This is a genomic window from Nisaea sp. (genome assembly GCF_034670185.1).
In the GTDB taxonomy this organism is placed as follows: Bacteria; Pseudomonadota; Alphaproteobacteria; order Thalassobaculales; family Thalassobaculaceae; genus Nisaea.
On record NZ_JAXMNY010000002.1, the window covers coordinates 681900 to 699402 of the forward strand.

Genomic DNA, 17503 nt, shown 5'->3' on the forward strand with positions numbered 1-17503 from the left:
TTAGAGCGGGCGGACTTCATGAAGCGCAGTTAGTTCGGTGAAGAGTAAATCACTGCGAATAAGGTTCGCCTTCGGTTGGCAAAAGTAGGCAATTCAGCGGAGCGGCAGCTCTCTGAAATACGGTCCCACTTCTATCTCGAGCTCATACGCCGGTGCGGTCTTCCCGCCAACATCACGGATGTTCGTATAGCGACTGTCGAGCATTTGGATCCATGCCCGCTTGGACTGGCTGGCTTCCTGATCGATGGTCGACAGCTTCATATTGATGTCGCATGCGCGCCCCAAACCATCGCCACCATAAACCGTGTCCTGCCTGCCAAGCTGGGCGGCGACAACGACCCACACCTGATGGCGCTTGGCCGCCTCCGCCAGCGCCTGAGCGACCGTGTCCAGCCAGTAGGTCTCGCTCGTTGCTTTTGGCCTTCCGCCAATGAGCTGCAGATAATCGACAAAGACCCCTTTGAACTGCCTCTTGAGTGCAATCTGGGCAAAGAACGCGATCAGTTCATCGAGCGGCATTCCGGGTCTTGGGCGAAAAACGGAAGTGCTCTGTTCAAACCATTTAGTGGCTGTCTCAAGCTGGCTCTTGACGTGCTGCTGATTGCGTATGTCCGGGCTCAAAAAATCCGACGCGTTAATTCCCATGCGTCTCGCCAGCATCCTCTCGAAGATCTCGTCAGCCCCCATTTCCAGCGCGATGTAGGCCCACGGCTCTGCATTCTCGACCAAGTTGTAGGCAATGCTTGAGAGGAACGTTGTCTTCCCCGCCTTCTTCGGTGCGCATATGCCATAAACACGGCCGGGATAGAACCCACCGCCCAAAGCCTTGTCCAGACGAGGGAAACCGGTACTGCTCGCAGCCGGCGGCGCTTCTAGGCGGCTTCGCAGTCGGTCTCCCAGTTCGGTAAACCCGATCGGTTGCGCTGTCGATGACCCTATCTCCAGGGCCGTTTGGATAGTGGAAGCCGTGATCTGGTCCACCTCGCCAGTCCCGAGACCGGATTGAGCGACATCCCTGCAAATTCGATTTCCGAGATCCGCCAGGCGCCGCAGGCGTGCCGCCTCCCTGATCTGCTTTGCATAGTTCGGAATCCCGCTTGTTGTAATAACACAGCGCCCGAGGCGGGCGAGTACAACAGCAGGATCAAAGGAAGGCTCTCTGAAACTCATCAACCGTCCGTGCAACGCGACCGCCGAAATATTGCCATCCTGCTGCATGCAGACACCCATCTGATGCCAGATTTCCGAATACAACGGATCCGAAAAATCTTCCGCAGCAACTGAGCCCAGGACCTCGAAATAGGCCTCTGGTTTCTCCAGAAGAGCCGCGAGAAACGCCGTCTCCAGTTCGGATGTATCGAGGATAGGAGGTTTCACTAAAACACCCTCTGAAGAGCCGCCACGTGCCTTTCCCTGTCTCGATTATCGGACTCTTCAGCATTAGCCTTCAGAGATTCATTTTCTTTAACTAACGTATTGGCGGAACCGTGTTCAGGGTATCGAGGAACAGTGTTCCGGGAGGGCGGAACGTCGTTCCCCTGTTCCTCCACATCGACCAAAAGGCTGCGAGATTCGGTTTCCGCGCCATTTCTCGCTGCTGAAAGCCGCCCCAGCTGACGCAGGTCGATCTCATAGAGGTTCGTCCTTCGCGCGCTGTTGGTGCTCCTTTCTAACAAATGCAAAAGTCCCGACTCTTCGAGACGCCTCAGCGATTTGCGAAGGCCTCTCGCAGTCAATGCACAATCAGCCGAGAGCCTGGATGCAGAGGGAAAAATACTGCCACCCCGATCATCGGCGTAGGAGGCCATCATCATCAAGACAAGCTTGTCTGTAGAGGACGGCATAACAGCCGTCCTCACCAGGTTCATCACTTTGATGCTCATTGCTCAGGTCCGCTTGACTGGCCTGAAGGACAGCAAACCGGCCGGTCGCGAAAGCCAATGGGGAAGTCGAAGCAACCAGGCTCGTATCAATTGAACTATTGATCGGCAAAAGGTAATCTGCTGATCGATTGGGTTCTGCTTTGCTGGGGATCTTTTCATGGCCCCGCTCGGATTTGCAGATCCGGCGGGGCATTCCTTTTGCACCATGGTCAGCTCCCCTCACTTGTCGAGTGACGAATTTGACCAAGCAGCTCCTGCGCCCAATCTTCCAGCGCATCCTTCGGATAAAGAATGTAGCGGCCAGCCTTAAAGTACTGAGGCGAACCACCCATGCATCGGAGCTTCGCCAGAGTTGCCGGCGTCCGCTTGATGCCGTGCTGCTCCAGAAGATATTTACAGGCTAGGGAAGGTGTAAGATTTCGCACTTTGGTTTCTCCCGTAATTGATGTCGATGCCTAGCGATCGACCGGGAGCCAGCGTGCTTCTCCTAAAGGGCCACGATAAATGCCATTAAATTAGCCATGAAATTATATTTTAATGGCATCGGGCAGCACGACACTTGAACACGACGCGAAGTATGTTTTCTTCGACGATGCGGTGGCCAAGGGCGGCACGTTGTTAAAAATCGTGCGCTAAACCTGAGTCAGGGCGGTAAGATTGCCGGCACGAAAACCGTGTTCTTGCCGATGCTTGTCGCACGGACCATCTTGGAGCGACAAAGCTCGATGCAAAACTGATCAAAGGCAGGTGCGGCAATGAAGAATGTGAACAAATCGGAATCGACTCGTCACCCCGCACAGCAGACGAAGCCCATTACATTGTTAGTTTCCGCAACGTTGTCTCGCTCTGAGCAAGAATCGCTAAGGCGCGAGATGCGCGAGTCGGGCGCCTCGATTCAAAAGGCATTGAGCTCCAAGAACCCAGCCCGGTAAGAAACCCCGAAGACAGGCTTGCTATCGAAGATAAACTCTTGGAACTTCCGGGCGAGGATCTTTCTTTTGAGCATGCGGGCAACCGCTAATACCGGAAGCCGGAATTCCGGCAGCAGGCGGACCAGTTGCGCAGCCATCTTCTCAGTGTCGCCCGCAAACTGAACCCCAATACCAATATACTGGTGGTCGATCGCATCGTCGACGCCAAGAAAAACCGCCCTGCCTCATGTGTTTCGATTGCGGATATGCCCTGTTGGCCGTGCAATCATCATTGCCATGCGCTATATGGATCAGAGGAGAGAGGTTCCGGAACACCCCGAACCCGCCCGCACACTGACCCACGAGATACCCCATGACCTCAGACGGCAAGTTCTGTTCGTTGCCAAAGAGGAAAGCTTGCTCTTCGATGGGCCAGATAATGGTCGCTGGCAACGTCAATTTGATATTGATGCCCGGTATGGCAACGACAGCGCCGCAACCCGTGCCGAGGAAGCCGCAGCGCACGCCTACGCATCCTATTGGGCGGGCGATCTCAAGGCTCTCGGTCCTGTTCGGCGTGCGTTCGAGAAGATCACTCAGTATTTCGAACGGTTGGTAAGCTTTATCAAATTACGAATCAGTAGGCCCTGGACGGTCAGGGTTACCTTATGCGCGGTGAAGGGTGAAGGCAGCATAGCCGACCGCCCCACTGGAAAAAAAATCGCGCTAACTGGCTCAACTGAGAAATCGAGAATGAGCCTTCAGTCAAAACGGAAAAATAGAAATAATCACTGTGTATAAACCTAAATAACTTAAATACAATATAGATACAAAACTCATTTCCCCTCAATCTATCTCGGCTTTTTTTCTTTTATTTTTATTAAACATAATTCTTATAATATTCTCCATAGATTTTGGACCATTTGGAGTATACTTGCTTAGAGGCATCTCCTTTTCACACCAGCCAAATTGATAGCGAGCTTCACTCGCTAAAGTCTCGCAAACGTCATCATTCTCGATACGCTTTTTGAGATTTTGCAATATTTTCTGCTTGTCGGTTGGGCGTCCCGGCGATCGCATCTCACTGGCATTTGGACGGAGGCCGTCCTCCAGATATTGAACTAGTTCCTCCAAATCACGCACGAGAAACGTAACTCGCTCGAAGCGTTCAATAGCATCTACCCCGACATCGAACGCGTTATTCGGGTCTACCGACAAAGCATCCGCTTTTGTGAAACTCGGGAAAATAGGGTCCTCGAAATATGACTGACGGATAATATCCTTCGGCTCGCGTCCATACCTTGAACCTTTCGCTTGGATATCCTCGAGCAACAGTGCGTCTCTTAGAATGTCCCAAGCCCATTCAATCGCAACCTCAGTTCGAGCCGAGGCTTCCCAATCAGCTGTTGCCTTGTAATCTTTAAATTCCTCAGGATTCAGTTTTTTTCCCAAACCAAGCCACGAAACAGTCTCGCAAAGACCAACGACCGTTTGAGAAATCGCTTCGCGAGTTTCTGGGGGTTTCCAATTCGCTTCTATCTCAGTCCTTCGTAAGTCGTCTCGACTAAGCTGTCCCTCTGATTCTTCTAATAGTTGGCTAAGCTCGTACCGCGATAAGGCTGGGTACGCGGCTTCAATGTCCTTTACCTTACCGATACTTTTTAATTGGGCGATCCGCCGAAGACGCGCGGCGCGAGTTTCATCACTAACATCTTTAAAAACCGTCATTCACCCCTCCTTTGGGACGAGTTGAAAAACCCTGTTCCTGTTCTCTGAGCCCGTCATTGCCCATTCGATGTATCCTGCAACCCGGTCAGCAACCGCGATCAATGCGCTGTCGATATGGTGGATGTATCCGCTGGTGGTCGAATTCGAAGCATGTCCCAGCAGAGCTGCAATAGTGATCTCCGTGAGACCAAGCTCACTGCCAGCGACACTCGCAAATGCATGTCGCAATCCGTGAGGCGTTAGGGATTTTAGCCCCTCTGCTTCAGATGGGTCGGCCGGTATCGCGGCACATACCGCGCGCTTTATTATCCGAGGCCAAACCTTGGGCAGCCCGGAAAACGGTTTATCATCCCCTCTGCGAGGGAAGACATAGCGGCCACCGCGCGGCACCCCGGAAAGAAGGGTTACCGCAGCGGAGCCAAGCGGGCGGACGCTGTCGCCGGTTTTGGAATCCGACAGTCGGAAACATTGCGCTGCAAGATCAACCTCATCCCAACGCAGATTCTCGATTTCACCTCGCCGGCACCCGGTTAATGCGAGCAGGTGCACCGCAGTGATTGCCTGCCATGGCTCTCCTCCGGCTTCCGCAGCGGCAAGCGCATTCCCCAAGGCGCGGTACTGCCCCTGCGACATGCGAACCACTCTTTTCCCGTCTGATGGCCGCTTAACTCCTCGTGCCGGATTTGACGGGATGACACCCTCGGAAACCGCGTAACTGAGAATACCGCCCAACAATCCAACAGTTCGAGCCGCCGTGCCCTTTCCTCCGCGAACTATCGCTCTGCCTCTCAGACCCGTCTTTACGCTGATGGCTGTTTTTCCCGCGATTATGTCTCGCATGAAGCGGTTGATATCCGGTGCCGTGAGATCTCGTGCTTTTCTGTTTCCGAGCAATGGCACAATGTGACGGGTGATCCGCCCCCGGTCCGTCGCCAACGTAGACGGCTTCTTCGGCAACCCCTTCTTGCCGAAAATCAGCCCCTTCTCTGCGGCTTCCAAATAGACGTCGCAAAGCTGTTTAACAGTCATTGCCTTGCGTTGGAGAGATCGCTCTTCTGCTGGGTTTCCTCCACCAGCGACATTCCCGAGAAGTTCCCTGGCCCGCTTTCTCGCCACATCACAGGTAACGGGGCCGTGCAATCCGATCGTGACCCGTCGAGTCCGACCCTCCGACCGATACTGGACCAGATAGCTACGCTTCCCTGAACTGAAAACACGAATCCCAAATCCGGGTAACTCGTCATCCCAGATGAAAGCATCGCGGCCTTTTGGAACGGCCGCTTCCACCACTCGTTTCGTCAATTTTGGCATCTGCTGCAATTATCCCACGGAAGCACTGCGGAAGCACGCGGAAGCAAACTCGGGTAATTCTAGGAAATCACGACCATCCACGAGGCATGCAACTTACCTATATATAATATGTACTTAGCAAACAAACGCAAAGACCGGGAAACTTGAAAAAACACGCCGCACCTGCCCTCCGAAGGCAGAGGTCAGAGGTTCGAATCCTCTCGGGTGCGCCAATCTTTTCAAAATCTTGAATTCGCCTCTCAAGGGGCGTCTGGCGTCCGCGCCAAGAGCAGGAACTGGCGCAAGTGAACCGTCGCGGTTCGATGAGCCCCTTCCCGACAGTCTAAACCGCGTCTACCCTTGGCGGCCGGATCTGTATCAGTGCGGGGAGAGACCGTAGTGCGTTTCGCATTCTTTGTTGCCATCATCATAGCAGCCCTCGCCTCACTTGGTCTTGGACTAGCCGGTATCGGATGGGGATGGATCGTTCTCGCCATTGCCGGACCGCTGACACTTCTCGGCATATGGGACCTGATCCAGAGTCGGCACAGCCTGTTGCGCAACTACCCAGTGATCGCCCATATGCGCTGGCTGTTCGAGGGCATTCGTCCGGAGATCCGGCAGTATCTGATTGAAAGCGACGGCGACGCCTTCCCCTTCAACCGGGAGCAGCGCTCGCTCGTCTACCAGCGCGCCAAGCAGGAGCAGGAAACGGTTCCCTTCGGCACACAGATGGACGTCTACAAGGCGGGATACGGTTATTTCACGCACTCCCTGGCCCCATTGCATCCCAAGAACAACAACTTCCGCCGCCAAGTCGGCGGGCCGGACTGCACGCAGCCCTATGACATTTCCCTGCTCAACATCTCGGGAATGAGCTTCGGGGCAATCAGCGCCAACGCAATTGCGGCACTTAACCGGGGGGCGGCAACCGGCGGCTTCGCGCACGACACGGGTGAGGGTTCGATCTCGCCGCATCACCGGCGCTTTGGCGGCGATCTGATCTGGCAGATCGGGTCGGGCTATTTCGGCTGCCGCACCGGGGGCGGCATGTTCGATGCGGAGAAATTCGCCGCGATCGCCGCCGACCCTCAGGTCAAGATGGTGGAGCTCAAGCTTTCCCAGGGTGCGAAACCCGGCCATGGCGGCGTTCTGCCGGCCTCCAAGATCACACCCGAAATCGCCGAGACACGCGGCATCCCGATGGAACAGGATTGTGTTTCCCCGGCCGCACATCCCGCTTTCTCGACCCCGACCGGGCTTGTCGCCTTCCTCGGCGAGCTGCGCCGGCTGTCCGGCGGCAAGCCGGTCGGCTTCAAGCTCTGCGTCGGCCATCCACACGAGTTCATGGCGATCTGCAAGGCGATGATCGCGGCCGGAACCTATCCCGATTTCATTGTCGTTGACGGCAAGGAGGGCGGCACCGGCGCGGCTCCCGTGGAATTCACCAACAGTCTCGGCATGCCGTTGCGCGAAGGGCTGCATCTCGTCCATATGACGCTCATCGGCGCCGGGATCCGCGAGCATATCCGCATCGGAGCCAGCGGAAAGATCATCTCCGGCGCGGACATCGCCACCGCCATCGCCCTCGGTGCCGACTGGTGCAACGCAGCCCGCGGCTTCATGTTCTCGATCGGCTGCATCCAGGCCCGCGCCTGCCATACCAACCGCTGCCCGACCGGCGTGGCGACCCAGGACCCGACACGCCAGCGCGGCCTCGCCGTCGAAGACAAGTACAAGAGGGTCTCGAACTTCCACCGCAACACGCTGCGCGGCTTCGCCGAAATGCTTGGTGCGATGGGTCTGGACGACCCGAGCCAGATACGGCCCGAAACGCTGCACATTCGCGCAACCGACCCGGACAGCATCCTGCACCACCGGCTGGCACCGGGGCAGCTCTTCGAGGAGGATTGCCCGGAAGCCTTCGCCACCCCGTGGAACCTCGCCCGGGCCGACAATTTCCGTCCGGCTGACGCGATGGAGTTCAGAGAGTCCGGCGCCCATGCGGCGACCGAGAAACAACCGTGAGCACTCTTCGGCCTGCGTCGCACAGATGATCCTTCTGATTCAATCAGAACGATGCAGGTTATCGATCGGCCTGATGCGCCTTAGCCGAAGCAGGATATTCCGAAGACCGCGCAGCGCTCGATAAACGCAAGCCGAAAGCCCGGGTGAGCGGTGCAGCATCAAGCCAGCCCTTGTCAGCAGACTTGCAGGTTCGCCAAAAGCCGCCAGAAAGGATACAGCCCCCGCACCGTGATAAATCTCACCGTCGGCAAAAATCACCATCCCCTCATCAAGATCAAGTCCCTCTACCCGCGCTCTCTTGCACGCCTGATGATCCGGCGCGGCGCGGGCATTCACGAGGTTCAAAACCCCATATTCTTTCCTGATGGCGAAAGCATGGGCGGTCGAGCGGCATACAGGACAGTCGCCGTCATAGATCAACCAGAAGCCTTCAAGATCGGAACTCATTCTGACTGTGCGGCCATCAGTGTAAAACTAACTGGAAAGCCGACTATAGGTCGGCCGACGGAAAACAGCGTCAGGTGAATTGTCGCAACATCGCAACGGAACTGCGAGAAATGCCTGCGCCAAGCTCAACCCGCTCCATACATTGCACCGTTCAGCCTTCGCTTTCCGGATCACACCTGTTGACCCGTGCGCAAATTCGGATATGAAACGTGCCGAATTCCTTTCTACAGAATGCGACCGTTGCCCTGACGGGATGCAAATTGAACGAACCTTTCGATAAGTCACAGAAAATGTATTTCCAGGAGGAAACCATGAAGCGTTGGATTTTGGGTGCCGTTGCCGCGGCTGCTCTGGTTGCCGCGCCGGTTCAGGCCTTTGCCGAGACCACCATCCGGGTCACGCTGCAGCTTCCGGAGAAGCACTCCCTCGGCCAGAACTGGCTCGCTTTCAAGAAGATCGTCGAAGAGAAATCCGGCGGCGATCTGCAAATCCAGCTGTTCCCGTCGGCTCAGCTTTTCAAGGACAAGGAAGTACCCGGCGCCGTCGGGTCCGGTGCGGTCGAGGCCGGCTCCGCCTTCATCGGCCGGTTCGCCGGCTCCGTGCCGACGGTCGACGTGGTCTCCATTCCCTTCATCTTCGAAAGCGAGGCGCATGTTCGCGCCGCCGTCGCACCGGGTTCCGCGATGCGCAAGGAACTCGATGCCTCGATCCTGAAGGAAACCAACAACAAGATCCTCTGGTGGCAGGCATTCGGCCTGAACATCTATCTTGGCAAGGATGCGCCGATCGTCGAGCCGTCCGACTTGAAAGGCAAGAAAGTCCGGACCTATGGCAAGATCCAGGGCTGGACCGTCGAGGCCCTCGGTGGCGCGCCAACCCTGATGTCCGGCTCCAAGCAGTTCCTGGCCTACCAGCAGGGCGCGGTCGATGTCGGCATGACCGGCGCCTCTGCCGTGAAGTCGCGCAAGCTCTATGAAGTCATGGATCACATGACCCTGACCTATGACACCGCAATCGAGTTCGTCGCCGTGATGAACAAGGACTTCTACGAAGGCCTGACCGACGCTCAGAAGAAGATCATCGACGATGCCGCCCGCGAGGTTGAACAGAAGCTGCGCGACGAAATCTTCGCTCAACAGGCCGCCGCCGTCGACGAAGCCCGCAGCAAGATGAATGTCGTCGAGCTGACAGACGCACAACGCGCCGCCTGGGTGAAAGCGACCGCCGGCATCGTCGATCGCTTCGTCAAGGAAACCGGCGACAAGGGTGCCGCCGCCGTAAAGGCCGTCAAGGCCGCTGCAGGCAACTAAACCGAGCGACACCGGGGGCTGGACCGTCCAGCCCCCGGTGTCCTCATTCCGCAACACGACCCGAAGAAAGAAGCCGGTATGTTTGTGCGCTGGGTAGACGCCCTTTCCGAGTTCGTCGGCAAGCTCTGCGCCTGGAGCCTGGTCGCCGTCGGCTTCTTCATCACCTTCGAGATCGTCATGCGCTACGTTTTTAATGCGCCGACCATCTGGGTCGACGAGGTCAGCCGCATCCTGCAGATCTGGGTGGTCTATCTCGCCGCGGCCTTCGTGCTGAAGCACCGCGAGATGGTCACCATCGAGCTGATCCTGCGCAATCCGAACACGCTCTGGCGCCGGCTTGCCGAAACCCTCGCCATCCTGGTGATGTTCCTGTTTGCTGGCACCGCGATCTATTACGGCTTCTCGCTCTGGCTGCACGACACGTTGGCCGGACACACCACCGATACCTATCTCGCCCCGCCGAAATGGTTCACCCAGGCCCCGGTGTGGCTCGGAAATGCACTGCTTGTGCTGCAGGGCCTCGCCCAGCTCGTCCGGGTCTGGACCGAGGACCTGCCTGAGGACGATGTGCTGGAAGGCGCGCACTGATGGAAGCCTTCCTGATCCTGACGGCACTGGTCGCCCTGCTGCTGCTGCGCACACCCGTTGCCTTCGCCCTCGGCGGACTCGGCGTCATCCTGCTCGCCCTCAAGGGCTTGCCCATGGTGGCGGTCCCGCAGCGCCTGCACGGCTCCATGGACAGTTTCGAGCTGCTGGCCGTGCCGATGTTCCTCTTGATGTCGAACGTGCTGCTGAAAGGCGGCGTCGGGCGCGATCTCTATGCCGCCGTGCAAAGCTGGGTGGGGCACTGGCCCGGCGGCCTCGGCGTCGCGACCATTCTGTCCTGCACTTTGTTCTCCGCCATCTCCGGCTCGTCGGTGGCGACTGCGGCGACCATCGGCACCGTCGCCATCCCGGAGATGGTCGCGCGCGGCTATGACCGGCGTTTTGTTTTCGGCATGCTGGCTGCCGGCGGCACGCTCGGCATCCTGATTCCACCCTCGATCCCGCTGATCATCTATGGCGTGATCTCGGAATCCTCCATTCCCACCCTGTTCCTGGCCGGAATCGGCCCCGGCCTCTTCCTGGCTGGCGTCTTCACGCTTTACGGCATGGCCTATGCACGCTTCTCAGGCTCTTACGAGCCGGTGGACCGGGCGAGCTGGAGCGAACGTGGCACGGCCACCCTGGGCGCCCTTCCGACCATCCTGCTGGCCGCCGCCGTGGTTGGATCGATCTATCTCGGTATTGCCACCCCGTCGGAAAGCGCCGGGCTCGGGTTCGTGGTCGCTCTCGGCATCACCTTCGCCATGGGTCGGATGGACTGGCCGAAGCTGAAGGAAGCGGTGGAAGCCTCGCTCCGCACCTCCGTGATGGTGCTGATCATCGTTGCAGGCGCCAAGGTGTTCTCCTACGCCATCACGCTCTACCTGATCCCGCAGTCGATCTCGGCGCTGCTGACCGAGAGCATCTCGACGCCGGGCCTCTTCATGCTGGCGGTCGGAGCTGTGCTGCTGATCATGGGGTTCTTCCTGGAAAGCCTGTCGATGCTGCTGATCATGGTGCCGGTCATGCTGCCCGCCGTGCTCAACATGAATATCGACCCGATCTGGTTCGGGATATTCTTCGTCGTGCTGATCGAGACCGCGCTGATCACGCCGCCGGTCGGCATGAACCTGTTTGTCATACAGGCTGTCGGCAAGGCGAGCCTGCAGGATGTCGCCCGTGGTGCGGTCCCGTTCGCCATCATCATGCTGGCAACGGCCGTGCTGCTCTGGTTCTGGCAGGATCTGGCGCTTTACATTCCCTATCAGCTGATGCGTTGAGCGGTTCCGAGATTACAAAGTTTCCCTCGTTTTACAGCGGCACCTCTAAAACGAACCTCCTGTCAGGAAACCGTGATCAGTCAAGTGACAGGACGTTTGTCCAGTGCACGATCCGATCATCCCAATTACGTTTTTCCGGCGGATCCTTGACTGTCGGAAGGTCGAATTTGGCCAAACCGATCAACCGGTCAACGCTATCGCCATCGTCAGAAAGCGGCAGCATGATGCGGCAGGACGTCCGCGGTACGTTTCCAGCGGTCAAATGCGTAGATACCGTGTAACAAATCAACTTGTCGCGCGCTGCCTTTTCCCAGCGCTGATCGGTGTGACGCGCATAAGCAGGCTCGAAGACATCAAACGCCGTCTTGCCTTTTAGCCTCGAGCCCAACATCTGATCCATTGCATCACCAACCAGATGGTAGGCAAAGCGCCCATCGCGTCCGCGAACAAGCACGAAAATACGGAGCAACGCCCATGGTATGTCCACCGGGTCTATATCGCGCATCCGTGGCATGAGCCGTCCCTGCCGCTGCTGGATCCAGTACTGCGCAAACTTCGCCAGATCGGCAGGTGCTGGTTCTGGAAATATTTTCGACAATATTTTTTCCAGGGCAGCATTCAAACGCTCTCTCCCGGTCGCATCAAATATCTATCGTAGCGAGTATTTTACAAATTCGTCACCCAAGCAAAAAATGTCCCTGACAAATGGGGCGTTTCTAGCTGCAGGAATCCGGGGCGAGCCACTCGAGTGCATCTTCGAGCTTCAGAAATGCTTCTCGCTGCAGCGGCACCTGATCTACGCCGTAGACCGACCAGAGACGTGCCAGAAGCATTGCTCCGCGGTCGGGCAACAGGCTTGCTGATTTTGCGTTCCTGCGTCCGGGATGGTTCTGGAGGAAACGGTTGGTAATTTCCATTTCTGCCGTTGTGTACTGCGACAGATCAGCCTCCTGAAGATCCCATAAGACTGGGATTCCAGCCGCATATTCTTCATATTCATCAAGCGCTTCCATGCCTGCCCCGACAACCGCCCCGGTCAGAACTCCCCGAACTCTGATTGTCAGGAAATGAAAGCCGTTTCGATAGATGAGATTCGTTTCTATCACGCGCTTCATTTATCCCTGTTTTTTTTACCAGAATAAATGCGTAGTATAATATGCGCAATGATATTCCCTCCAACGAACCTCAAATTTGATTGGAAAATCAAACCTCAACGGCCAAGGGGGCCGGAAAGGGAGTTTCTGTTTTCAGAAAAATTTATCCGGGCTACCGCGCGGCCTCGCCAATCCGGTCAGCTCTCGTCCGGAACGATCGGAAACCGGATCACAATCTCAATGCCCTCACCTGGTGCACTCTTGCAGCGAACAGTCCCGCGGAGAACTTGTGAGACCAGATTGAACAGAATGTGCATACCAAGACCGCTGCCGCCCTGTCCGCGCTTCGTTGTGAAGAATGGATCGAAGATCCTCTTCACCGTTTCCTCCTCCATGCCGATACCGTCATCCACATAGCGCATCTCGGCGAAGCCGTTCTCTTCGGAGACCACCATGGCAATTCCGCCCCCGTCACGATCGGCAAAACCGTGCAGCATGGAATTCATCACCAGATTGGTGACGATCTGGGCGAACGCACCGGGATAACTTTTCAGTTCGAGATCGCTCGGGCCCGAAATGTCTATCGAGATCTTCTTGGATTTCAGGTTTGGGCTGATGCTGTTTGCGATCTCCTGCAGATACGCGACGAGATGAAACGTTCTCTCGGCTTCACTGGCTTGATCGACGGCGATGCTCTTGAAGCTTGAGATCAGCTTGGCCGCTCGCGCCAGATTAGAGTCGACGAGAGTCATCCCCTCCATGATCTTTGTCAGCGCGGCATCGAATTCACTGCGCTTGAGGTCCCCTGCCGCAATCCCGTCCCGCAACGTATGAGCAGCCCCCAGTACGGTTGTTCCCGCAGTAACGCAGATCCCGACCGGCGTATTTATCTCGTGAGCAATCCCCGCGACCATTGAGCCCAGCGAGGCAAGACGCTCGGACTCAACGAGACTTTCCCGGGCCTGATATAATTCCGATATATCGGTCGTGGCCCCGGCATAGCCTTCGAACACACCATTCTTCCATAGCGGAGTGGCATTGAGGCGATAGCACCCGATCGTATCGGTTAATTTGTTGATGGCCTCGAAGTCCCGGATCTGTTCCCGTGCTTCATAAGCCGTCAGCAGCGCCCTGCTAATGTCGGAATTGTCCCATATGTCCTTGTGATATTCGGCGATACTAACCCCGATCAACGCCGAGCGTTGACGGCCTTGGGGAACCGGAAAATTCTCCGATAGATAAGTGAACCGCAAATTCTCATCGCATTCCCAGAACCAGTCTGCGGATGCGTGCGCCAATGTCCGGAACCGCCTTTCGCTTATGCGCAGCTCCTCAGTGCGCTCGAGAATCGCTTTCTCGAGGCTATTTTTGGCTTTCTCCAGCGCTTTCTGCGTCTCGATCAGCTCGGACACATCGTAGCGTAGAACGCCTAATCCCTGGACCTCGTCATTTCTGTCGATCAAGGGAAACCTGCTGAGCAGCAGGTATTGCCGTGCGCCGTCTACCCCGTCCCGCACGACAAGATGCTCATCTGTCTCCCGCCGAGCCATCATCCCACGTTCTTGCTCGGTGATGCCGCCGGAGACCTCCGTGAGGCCCAATATTGCGAACATTTCCGAGGTGGTTTTGCCGACGACCTGATCGGCGGAAAGCCCGATTTGCTCGAGTGCCGCCTTGTTCGCCCGGATCAAGCAAGTATCGCGATCCCGGATCATGATCCCGTGACCGAAATTATCGAACAGATTGCGCAGCAGATCTTCGGCATCCTGATGCTTCTGTTCAAGCCTCCGCTGTTCCGTGATGTCCTGACGAAGCACAATGATGCCGCCATGCGGCATTCTGCTCTCAATCGTCTGACAAATCCGATTACCCAGCCGTTGCTCGAACGGCACCCCTGTCGCCTCCCTGTGCCGCTTCATCCGGCCTTCTGAAACTGACTCGTACTGGTCAGGCGTAACACCGGCGACCAGTCCGCAATCAAGAGTCTCGGAGATGATCTGGCGGAAGGTCAATCCGGCCGCGAGCTCCGGATCGTTACGAAAGGATGGATTGAACTGGGCATATTCCTTATTGCAGATGACCAGACGGTCTGACTGGTCAAAGACGGCGAAGCCGGCAGGCATCGCCATGATCGCTTCCCTCAGAGTTGCTTCAAGCAGGGATGCCCGGTCGCGCTCCGCGGAGAGTGCGGCTTCAGCAGCCTTTTGATCCGTCCTGTCAAAGGCAATCGTTCCCAGACCGACAATCTTGCCTTCATCGTCAATCGCAGGAAACTTCACCAAAAAGCGCTGGTGTGCTTTTCCGGCGCGGACAACCTGAAGCTCCCGCGTCGCGACTTGGCCCGTTTCAACGACGAGGGTCTCCAGGGACTGGATATCCGATGAAACCCTTTCAGAGCTCTGCAGGACTGACGCCCCGCTCTTGCCGACAATTTCCCCGGCCGATTTGCCGAACCAATCGCAATAAGCCTGATTCACCATCAGATACCGGCCGTCCTGATCTTTCAGATTCATGCAGATGGGAGAATGCTCGAAGAGAGCGCTGAGCTGAAATGTTGAATTGCTCAGATCTCGCAGGATGTTTTCGGCATGTCCTGCTTTGAGGAAAAGAATAAACGCGCAGCCAAATGCCGCGACCGCCAGTCCGATCGAGACCGTCAGAAAACCCGCGCTCTGATGACCTGCCTCCACCCACGCAAATGCGAGGGCGATCACCAGCGCAAAATTGAGGCCTCCAACCAAGATCGACAATCTGTGCATCGGATTTGTCCTCGTTGATAGCCGGAAACAAGTCATCCGGACAGTCGCGGCGGTGAACCTGGAGGCAACAGCGCCGCACCCTCCAGCTTAGGTTGCCACAGCATATTACCGTGAAGCTAAAGACTTGCAGTCTCTATAGTTTTTTATGTGCTGCCTGATCTGCAGTCGGGGCAGAACCGCCGTAAAATAGAGCGCGACAAGAAGTCCTTCCCAGCGCTTATGCCGGAAATCCCAGACGAGGTCATGACACCAAAGCTGCTTCAGAAGCCTCCAGGTCTGACGTGCAGTCCGGCTAAGCTTTCGCGGCTCCGATCGAGCCCAACTCACATAAGTTTGGTACCGCCAATAAGTGTTCACGAGAGATCGGAACGTGTCCCGTCGCAGATGATGGACAAAGGCTTTCGGCTGGTAGCGAAGCTTGGCGTTCGACACTCTCATATAGATCCGTTTGCAGATCTCCAGGTCTTCCCCATTCGTCCGAAGACTCGCCGGATAGGCACCCGCAGCCTCTAGGGCGTCTCGCCGGAAGACTGTGTTCGCGCCGAACAAAAAACGCGGGTTCTCGGCGACCCTCTTTCCATAATGCTGCTCCATATGGAATGTACGCCAGCGGTCGGGTATCGTTCCCCGCTCGGACTCGTTGACCGCACCGGCCGCGCCAGAGAGTTCCGGATCGCGTTCCATTTCCGCTTCCAGAATCTGCAGCCATAACGGGTCGGCGGCGCAATCGGAATCGATCGACGCGACAAGATCGCCCTTGCTGAACCGGATGCCGGAATTCCGCGCCGTCGCCAACCCCTTGTTCACCGCATGCTGGATGATTTTAACACCCGGGAAACGCTTCGCTATATCAAGCGAACGATCCGTACTGCCGTCATCCACCAGCAGTATCTCGTCAGGCTTGCGGCGTTGCGCAATCAAGGATGCGAGACAGGCCCCGATAGTCCGCTCGGCATTATAGCAGGGTACGTAGACGGAAATTTTGAGAGACACGGTCAGTCCTGTGACGATGAGAAATGGTGATGGCGATCAGCTCTGGCCGAAGAGGAAGCCGAGAAGCGCGAAACGGCGCCCCTGGCGCATGTGCAGAACCTCATGCAGCAGTGAGCATGAGAACACGATAGCAGCCCCCGCCGGCGGCTTGTAGGACTGCTGGCTGAATTCCGGAAACCAGATCTCGCCACCCTCGTATTGATCGGAATTCAGATTGATGGTTACCGCGAATCGCCGATAGGCAACCGCTGCATCCGTATTGTCCCGGTGACCGTGCAGATGACCACCCCGCTCGCCTTCATAACAGGCGATACGATAGCGTTCATGACGGCTGACCTTGTAGTGGAACGATTTCTGGATTTCCGGCAACAGCCGACCGGCGATCCGCTCGTCGATGTAGTTCTGCGTCTCGGGGCTGATGACCCAGTGATCAATCCGGTCGCCACGGCCATATTCCGGGATCCGCATCTTGCAGTCCGTAGTCCGGTTCTGCAGCGTGTTGTGCCCCGGCTCGACATACTCCTGACCCTGCATGGCATAGACACTCATCAGGTGCGCGCAGTCTGCCGGGCTGAACACATCCGGCACCAGCAACACCGGCGGATGCATGCGGTAGGGCTGCTCGGCCCGAAGGGCGGACTGGGCTTCAAGCACACTGCCGACGATCGCCGGATGATCGGGCTTGCCCGCGTCAAGCAACCTCAAGATATGCCGGTTCGGTGCGATCAGCACCGTGGTCGACCCTGCATTCAGCGGCCGCCCGAATGGCGCCTGCTGCCCGAAGGCCGCGAAAGCCGTGCCATCGGCATCCATCAGAACCGAGGCATCAGTAACCGGCTTCGGAAGATCAGGTTTCTTCTTGCCAGGCGCCACATAGTAGATCTGCGCGCCGTGTCCGGCGAACCGCTCCCGCGCGGCTTCGTAAGCCTCGGCCGCAGCCTTGTTCGCCGCAGCATCGTGCCCGAGCAGGACCAGTATGTTGAAATCTCCGGAGACCTCGTCCGCAATCAGACTGAATTCTTCCCCGGCGCAGCGTGGAAGCTTCACGGGGGCCGCGATATCGCCCTGTTCGACTTTGCGGATCGCATTTCCGGCCTGCATGGACATTGTCCAACCCCATGGTCATTTCCCAGCCGGAAGTGTGCCGATTCAGACTCGGAAAGCAAGCGCCTAGGCGCGATATTCCGGAACGCAA

Annotated in this window: 17 protein-coding genes and 1 tRNA gene; 6 read left to right on the plus strand and 12 right to left on the minus strand. The window is 57.0% G+C overall.

Features of this window, described 5'->3' with window-relative positions:
- Positions 1-93: 93 nt before the first annotated feature.
- The 4 genes from VOI22_RS12825 to VOI22_RS12840 all read right to left on the minus strand — a co-directional run bounded on the left by VOI22_RS12825 (position 94) and on the right by VOI22_RS12840 (position 2952).
- A complete protein-coding gene (locus VOI22_RS12825; RefSeq protein ID WP_323796859.1) occupies positions 94-1377 on the minus strand; it encodes a DnaB-like helicase C-terminal domain-containing protein in 1284 nt (427 codons plus the stop codon).
- Positions 1377-1883: a helix-turn-helix domain-containing protein gene (locus VOI22_RS12830; RefSeq protein ID WP_323796860.1), complete on the minus strand. Its 507-nt coding sequence runs from the start codon at positions 1881-1883 to the stop codon at positions 1377-1379. Before VOI22_RS12830 ends, VOI22_RS12825 begins: the two co-directional genes overlap by 1 nt.
- Positions 1884-2092: 209 nt before the next feature.
- Complete coding sequence (locus VOI22_RS12835) at positions 2093-2308, minus strand: hypothetical protein (protein WP_323796861.1); 216 nt, start codon at positions 2306-2308, stop codon at positions 2093-2095.
- 470 nt (positions 2309-2778) lie between these two features.
- Positions 2779-2952 carry a hypothetical protein gene (locus VOI22_RS12840; protein ID WP_323796862.1) on the minus strand — a complete coding sequence of 58 codons (174 nt, stop codon included), beginning with the start codon at positions 2950-2952 and terminating at the stop codon, positions 2779-2781.
- Positions 2953-3091: 139 nt separating this feature from the next.
- Here VOI22_RS12840 and VOI22_RS12845 point away from each other — a divergent pair, with 139 nt between their 5' ends.
- Positions 3092-3595 carry a hypothetical protein gene (locus tag VOI22_RS12845; protein WP_323796863.1) on the plus strand — a complete coding sequence of 168 codons (504 nt, stop codon included), beginning with the start codon at positions 3092-3094 and terminating at the stop codon, positions 3593-3595.
- Positions 3596-3640: 45 nt separating this feature from the next.
- Here the strand turns inward: VOI22_RS12845 and VOI22_RS12850 are convergent, their stop codons facing one another.
- Positions 3641-4522 (minus strand): hypothetical protein, encoded by an 882-nt coding sequence (locus tag VOI22_RS12850; protein ID WP_323796864.1) that lies wholly within the window; start codon positions 4520-4522, stop codon positions 3641-3643.
- Positions 4523-5833: a tyrosine-type recombinase/integrase gene (locus VOI22_RS12855; protein WP_323796865.1), complete on the minus strand. Its 1311-nt coding sequence runs from the start codon at positions 5831-5833 to the stop codon at positions 4523-4525.
- 127 nt (positions 5834-5960) lie between these two features.
- Between VOI22_RS12855 and VOI22_RS12860 the strand changes: the two genes are divergently transcribed.
- Both VOI22_RS12860 and VOI22_RS12865 read left to right on the plus strand, forming a co-directional pair.
- Positions 5961-6045, plus strand: a tRNA-Ser gene (locus VOI22_RS12860).
- A 166-nt stretch (positions 6046-6211) separates the two neighbouring features.
- Positions 6212-7840, plus strand: coding sequence for an FMN-binding glutamate synthase family protein (locus VOI22_RS12865; protein ID WP_323796866.1), 1629 nt, complete (start codon positions 6212-6214; stop codon positions 7838-7840).
- A 39-nt stretch (positions 7841-7879) separates the two neighbouring features.
- On the opposite strand, the gene VOI22_RS12870 is transcribed toward VOI22_RS12865, so the two are convergent.
- The gene (locus VOI22_RS12870; protein WP_323796867.1) at positions 7880-8287 is read right to left on the minus strand and encodes a DCC1-like thiol-disulfide oxidoreductase family protein; all 408 of its coding nucleotides are present in this window, start codon (positions 8285-8287) and stop codon (positions 7880-7882) included.
- Between the two features lie 311 nt (positions 8288-8598).
- Here VOI22_RS12870 and dctP point away from each other — a divergent pair, with 311 nt between their 5' ends.
- The 3 genes from dctP to VOI22_RS12885 all read left to right on the plus strand — a co-directional run bounded on the left by dctP (position 8599) and on the right by VOI22_RS12885 (position 11462).
- Complete coding sequence (gene dctP / locus VOI22_RS12875; RefSeq protein ID WP_323796868.1) at positions 8599-9597, plus strand: TRAP transporter substrate-binding protein DctP; 999 nt, start codon at positions 8599-8601, stop codon at positions 9595-9597.
- Between the two features lie 78 nt (positions 9598-9675).
- Positions 9676-10185: a TRAP transporter small permease gene (locus VOI22_RS12880; RefSeq protein WP_323796869.1), complete on the plus strand. Its 510-nt coding sequence runs from the start codon at positions 9676-9678 to the stop codon at positions 10183-10185.
- Entirely contained in the window at positions 10185-11462 is a 1278-nt protein-coding gene (locus tag VOI22_RS12885) for a TRAP transporter large permease (RefSeq protein WP_028467587.1), read from the plus strand. Before VOI22_RS12880 ends, VOI22_RS12885 begins: the two co-directional genes overlap by 1 nt.
- 76 nt (positions 11463-11538) lie before the next feature.
- On the opposite strand, the gene VOI22_RS12890 is transcribed toward VOI22_RS12885, so the two are convergent.
- From VOI22_RS12890 to VOI22_RS12910, 5 genes are all read right to left on the minus strand, one after another.
- Positions 11539-12084: a PAS domain-containing protein gene (locus VOI22_RS12890; RefSeq protein WP_323796870.1), complete on the minus strand. Its 546-nt coding sequence runs from the start codon at positions 12082-12084 to the stop codon at positions 11539-11541.
- Positions 12085-12178: 94 nt separating this feature from the next.
- Complete coding sequence (locus VOI22_RS12895; RefSeq protein WP_323796871.1) at positions 12179-12577, minus strand: hypothetical protein; 399 nt, start codon at positions 12575-12577, stop codon at positions 12179-12181.
- 176 nt (positions 12578-12753) lie between these two features.
- Positions 12754-15315, minus strand: coding sequence for a PAS domain-containing protein (locus VOI22_RS12900; protein WP_323796872.1), 2562 nt, complete (start codon positions 15313-15315; stop codon positions 12754-12756).
- Between the two features lie 105 nt (positions 15316-15420).
- Complete coding sequence (locus tag VOI22_RS12905) at positions 15421-16308, minus strand: glycosyltransferase family 2 protein (RefSeq protein ID WP_323796873.1); 888 nt, start codon at positions 16306-16308, stop codon at positions 15421-15423.
- A gap of 36 nt (positions 16309-16344) precedes the next feature.
- Entirely contained in the window at positions 16345-17409 is a 1065-nt protein-coding gene (locus VOI22_RS12910; RefSeq protein WP_323796874.1) for a 2OG-Fe(II) oxygenase, read from the minus strand.
- Positions 17410-17503 lie beyond the last annotated feature (94 nt).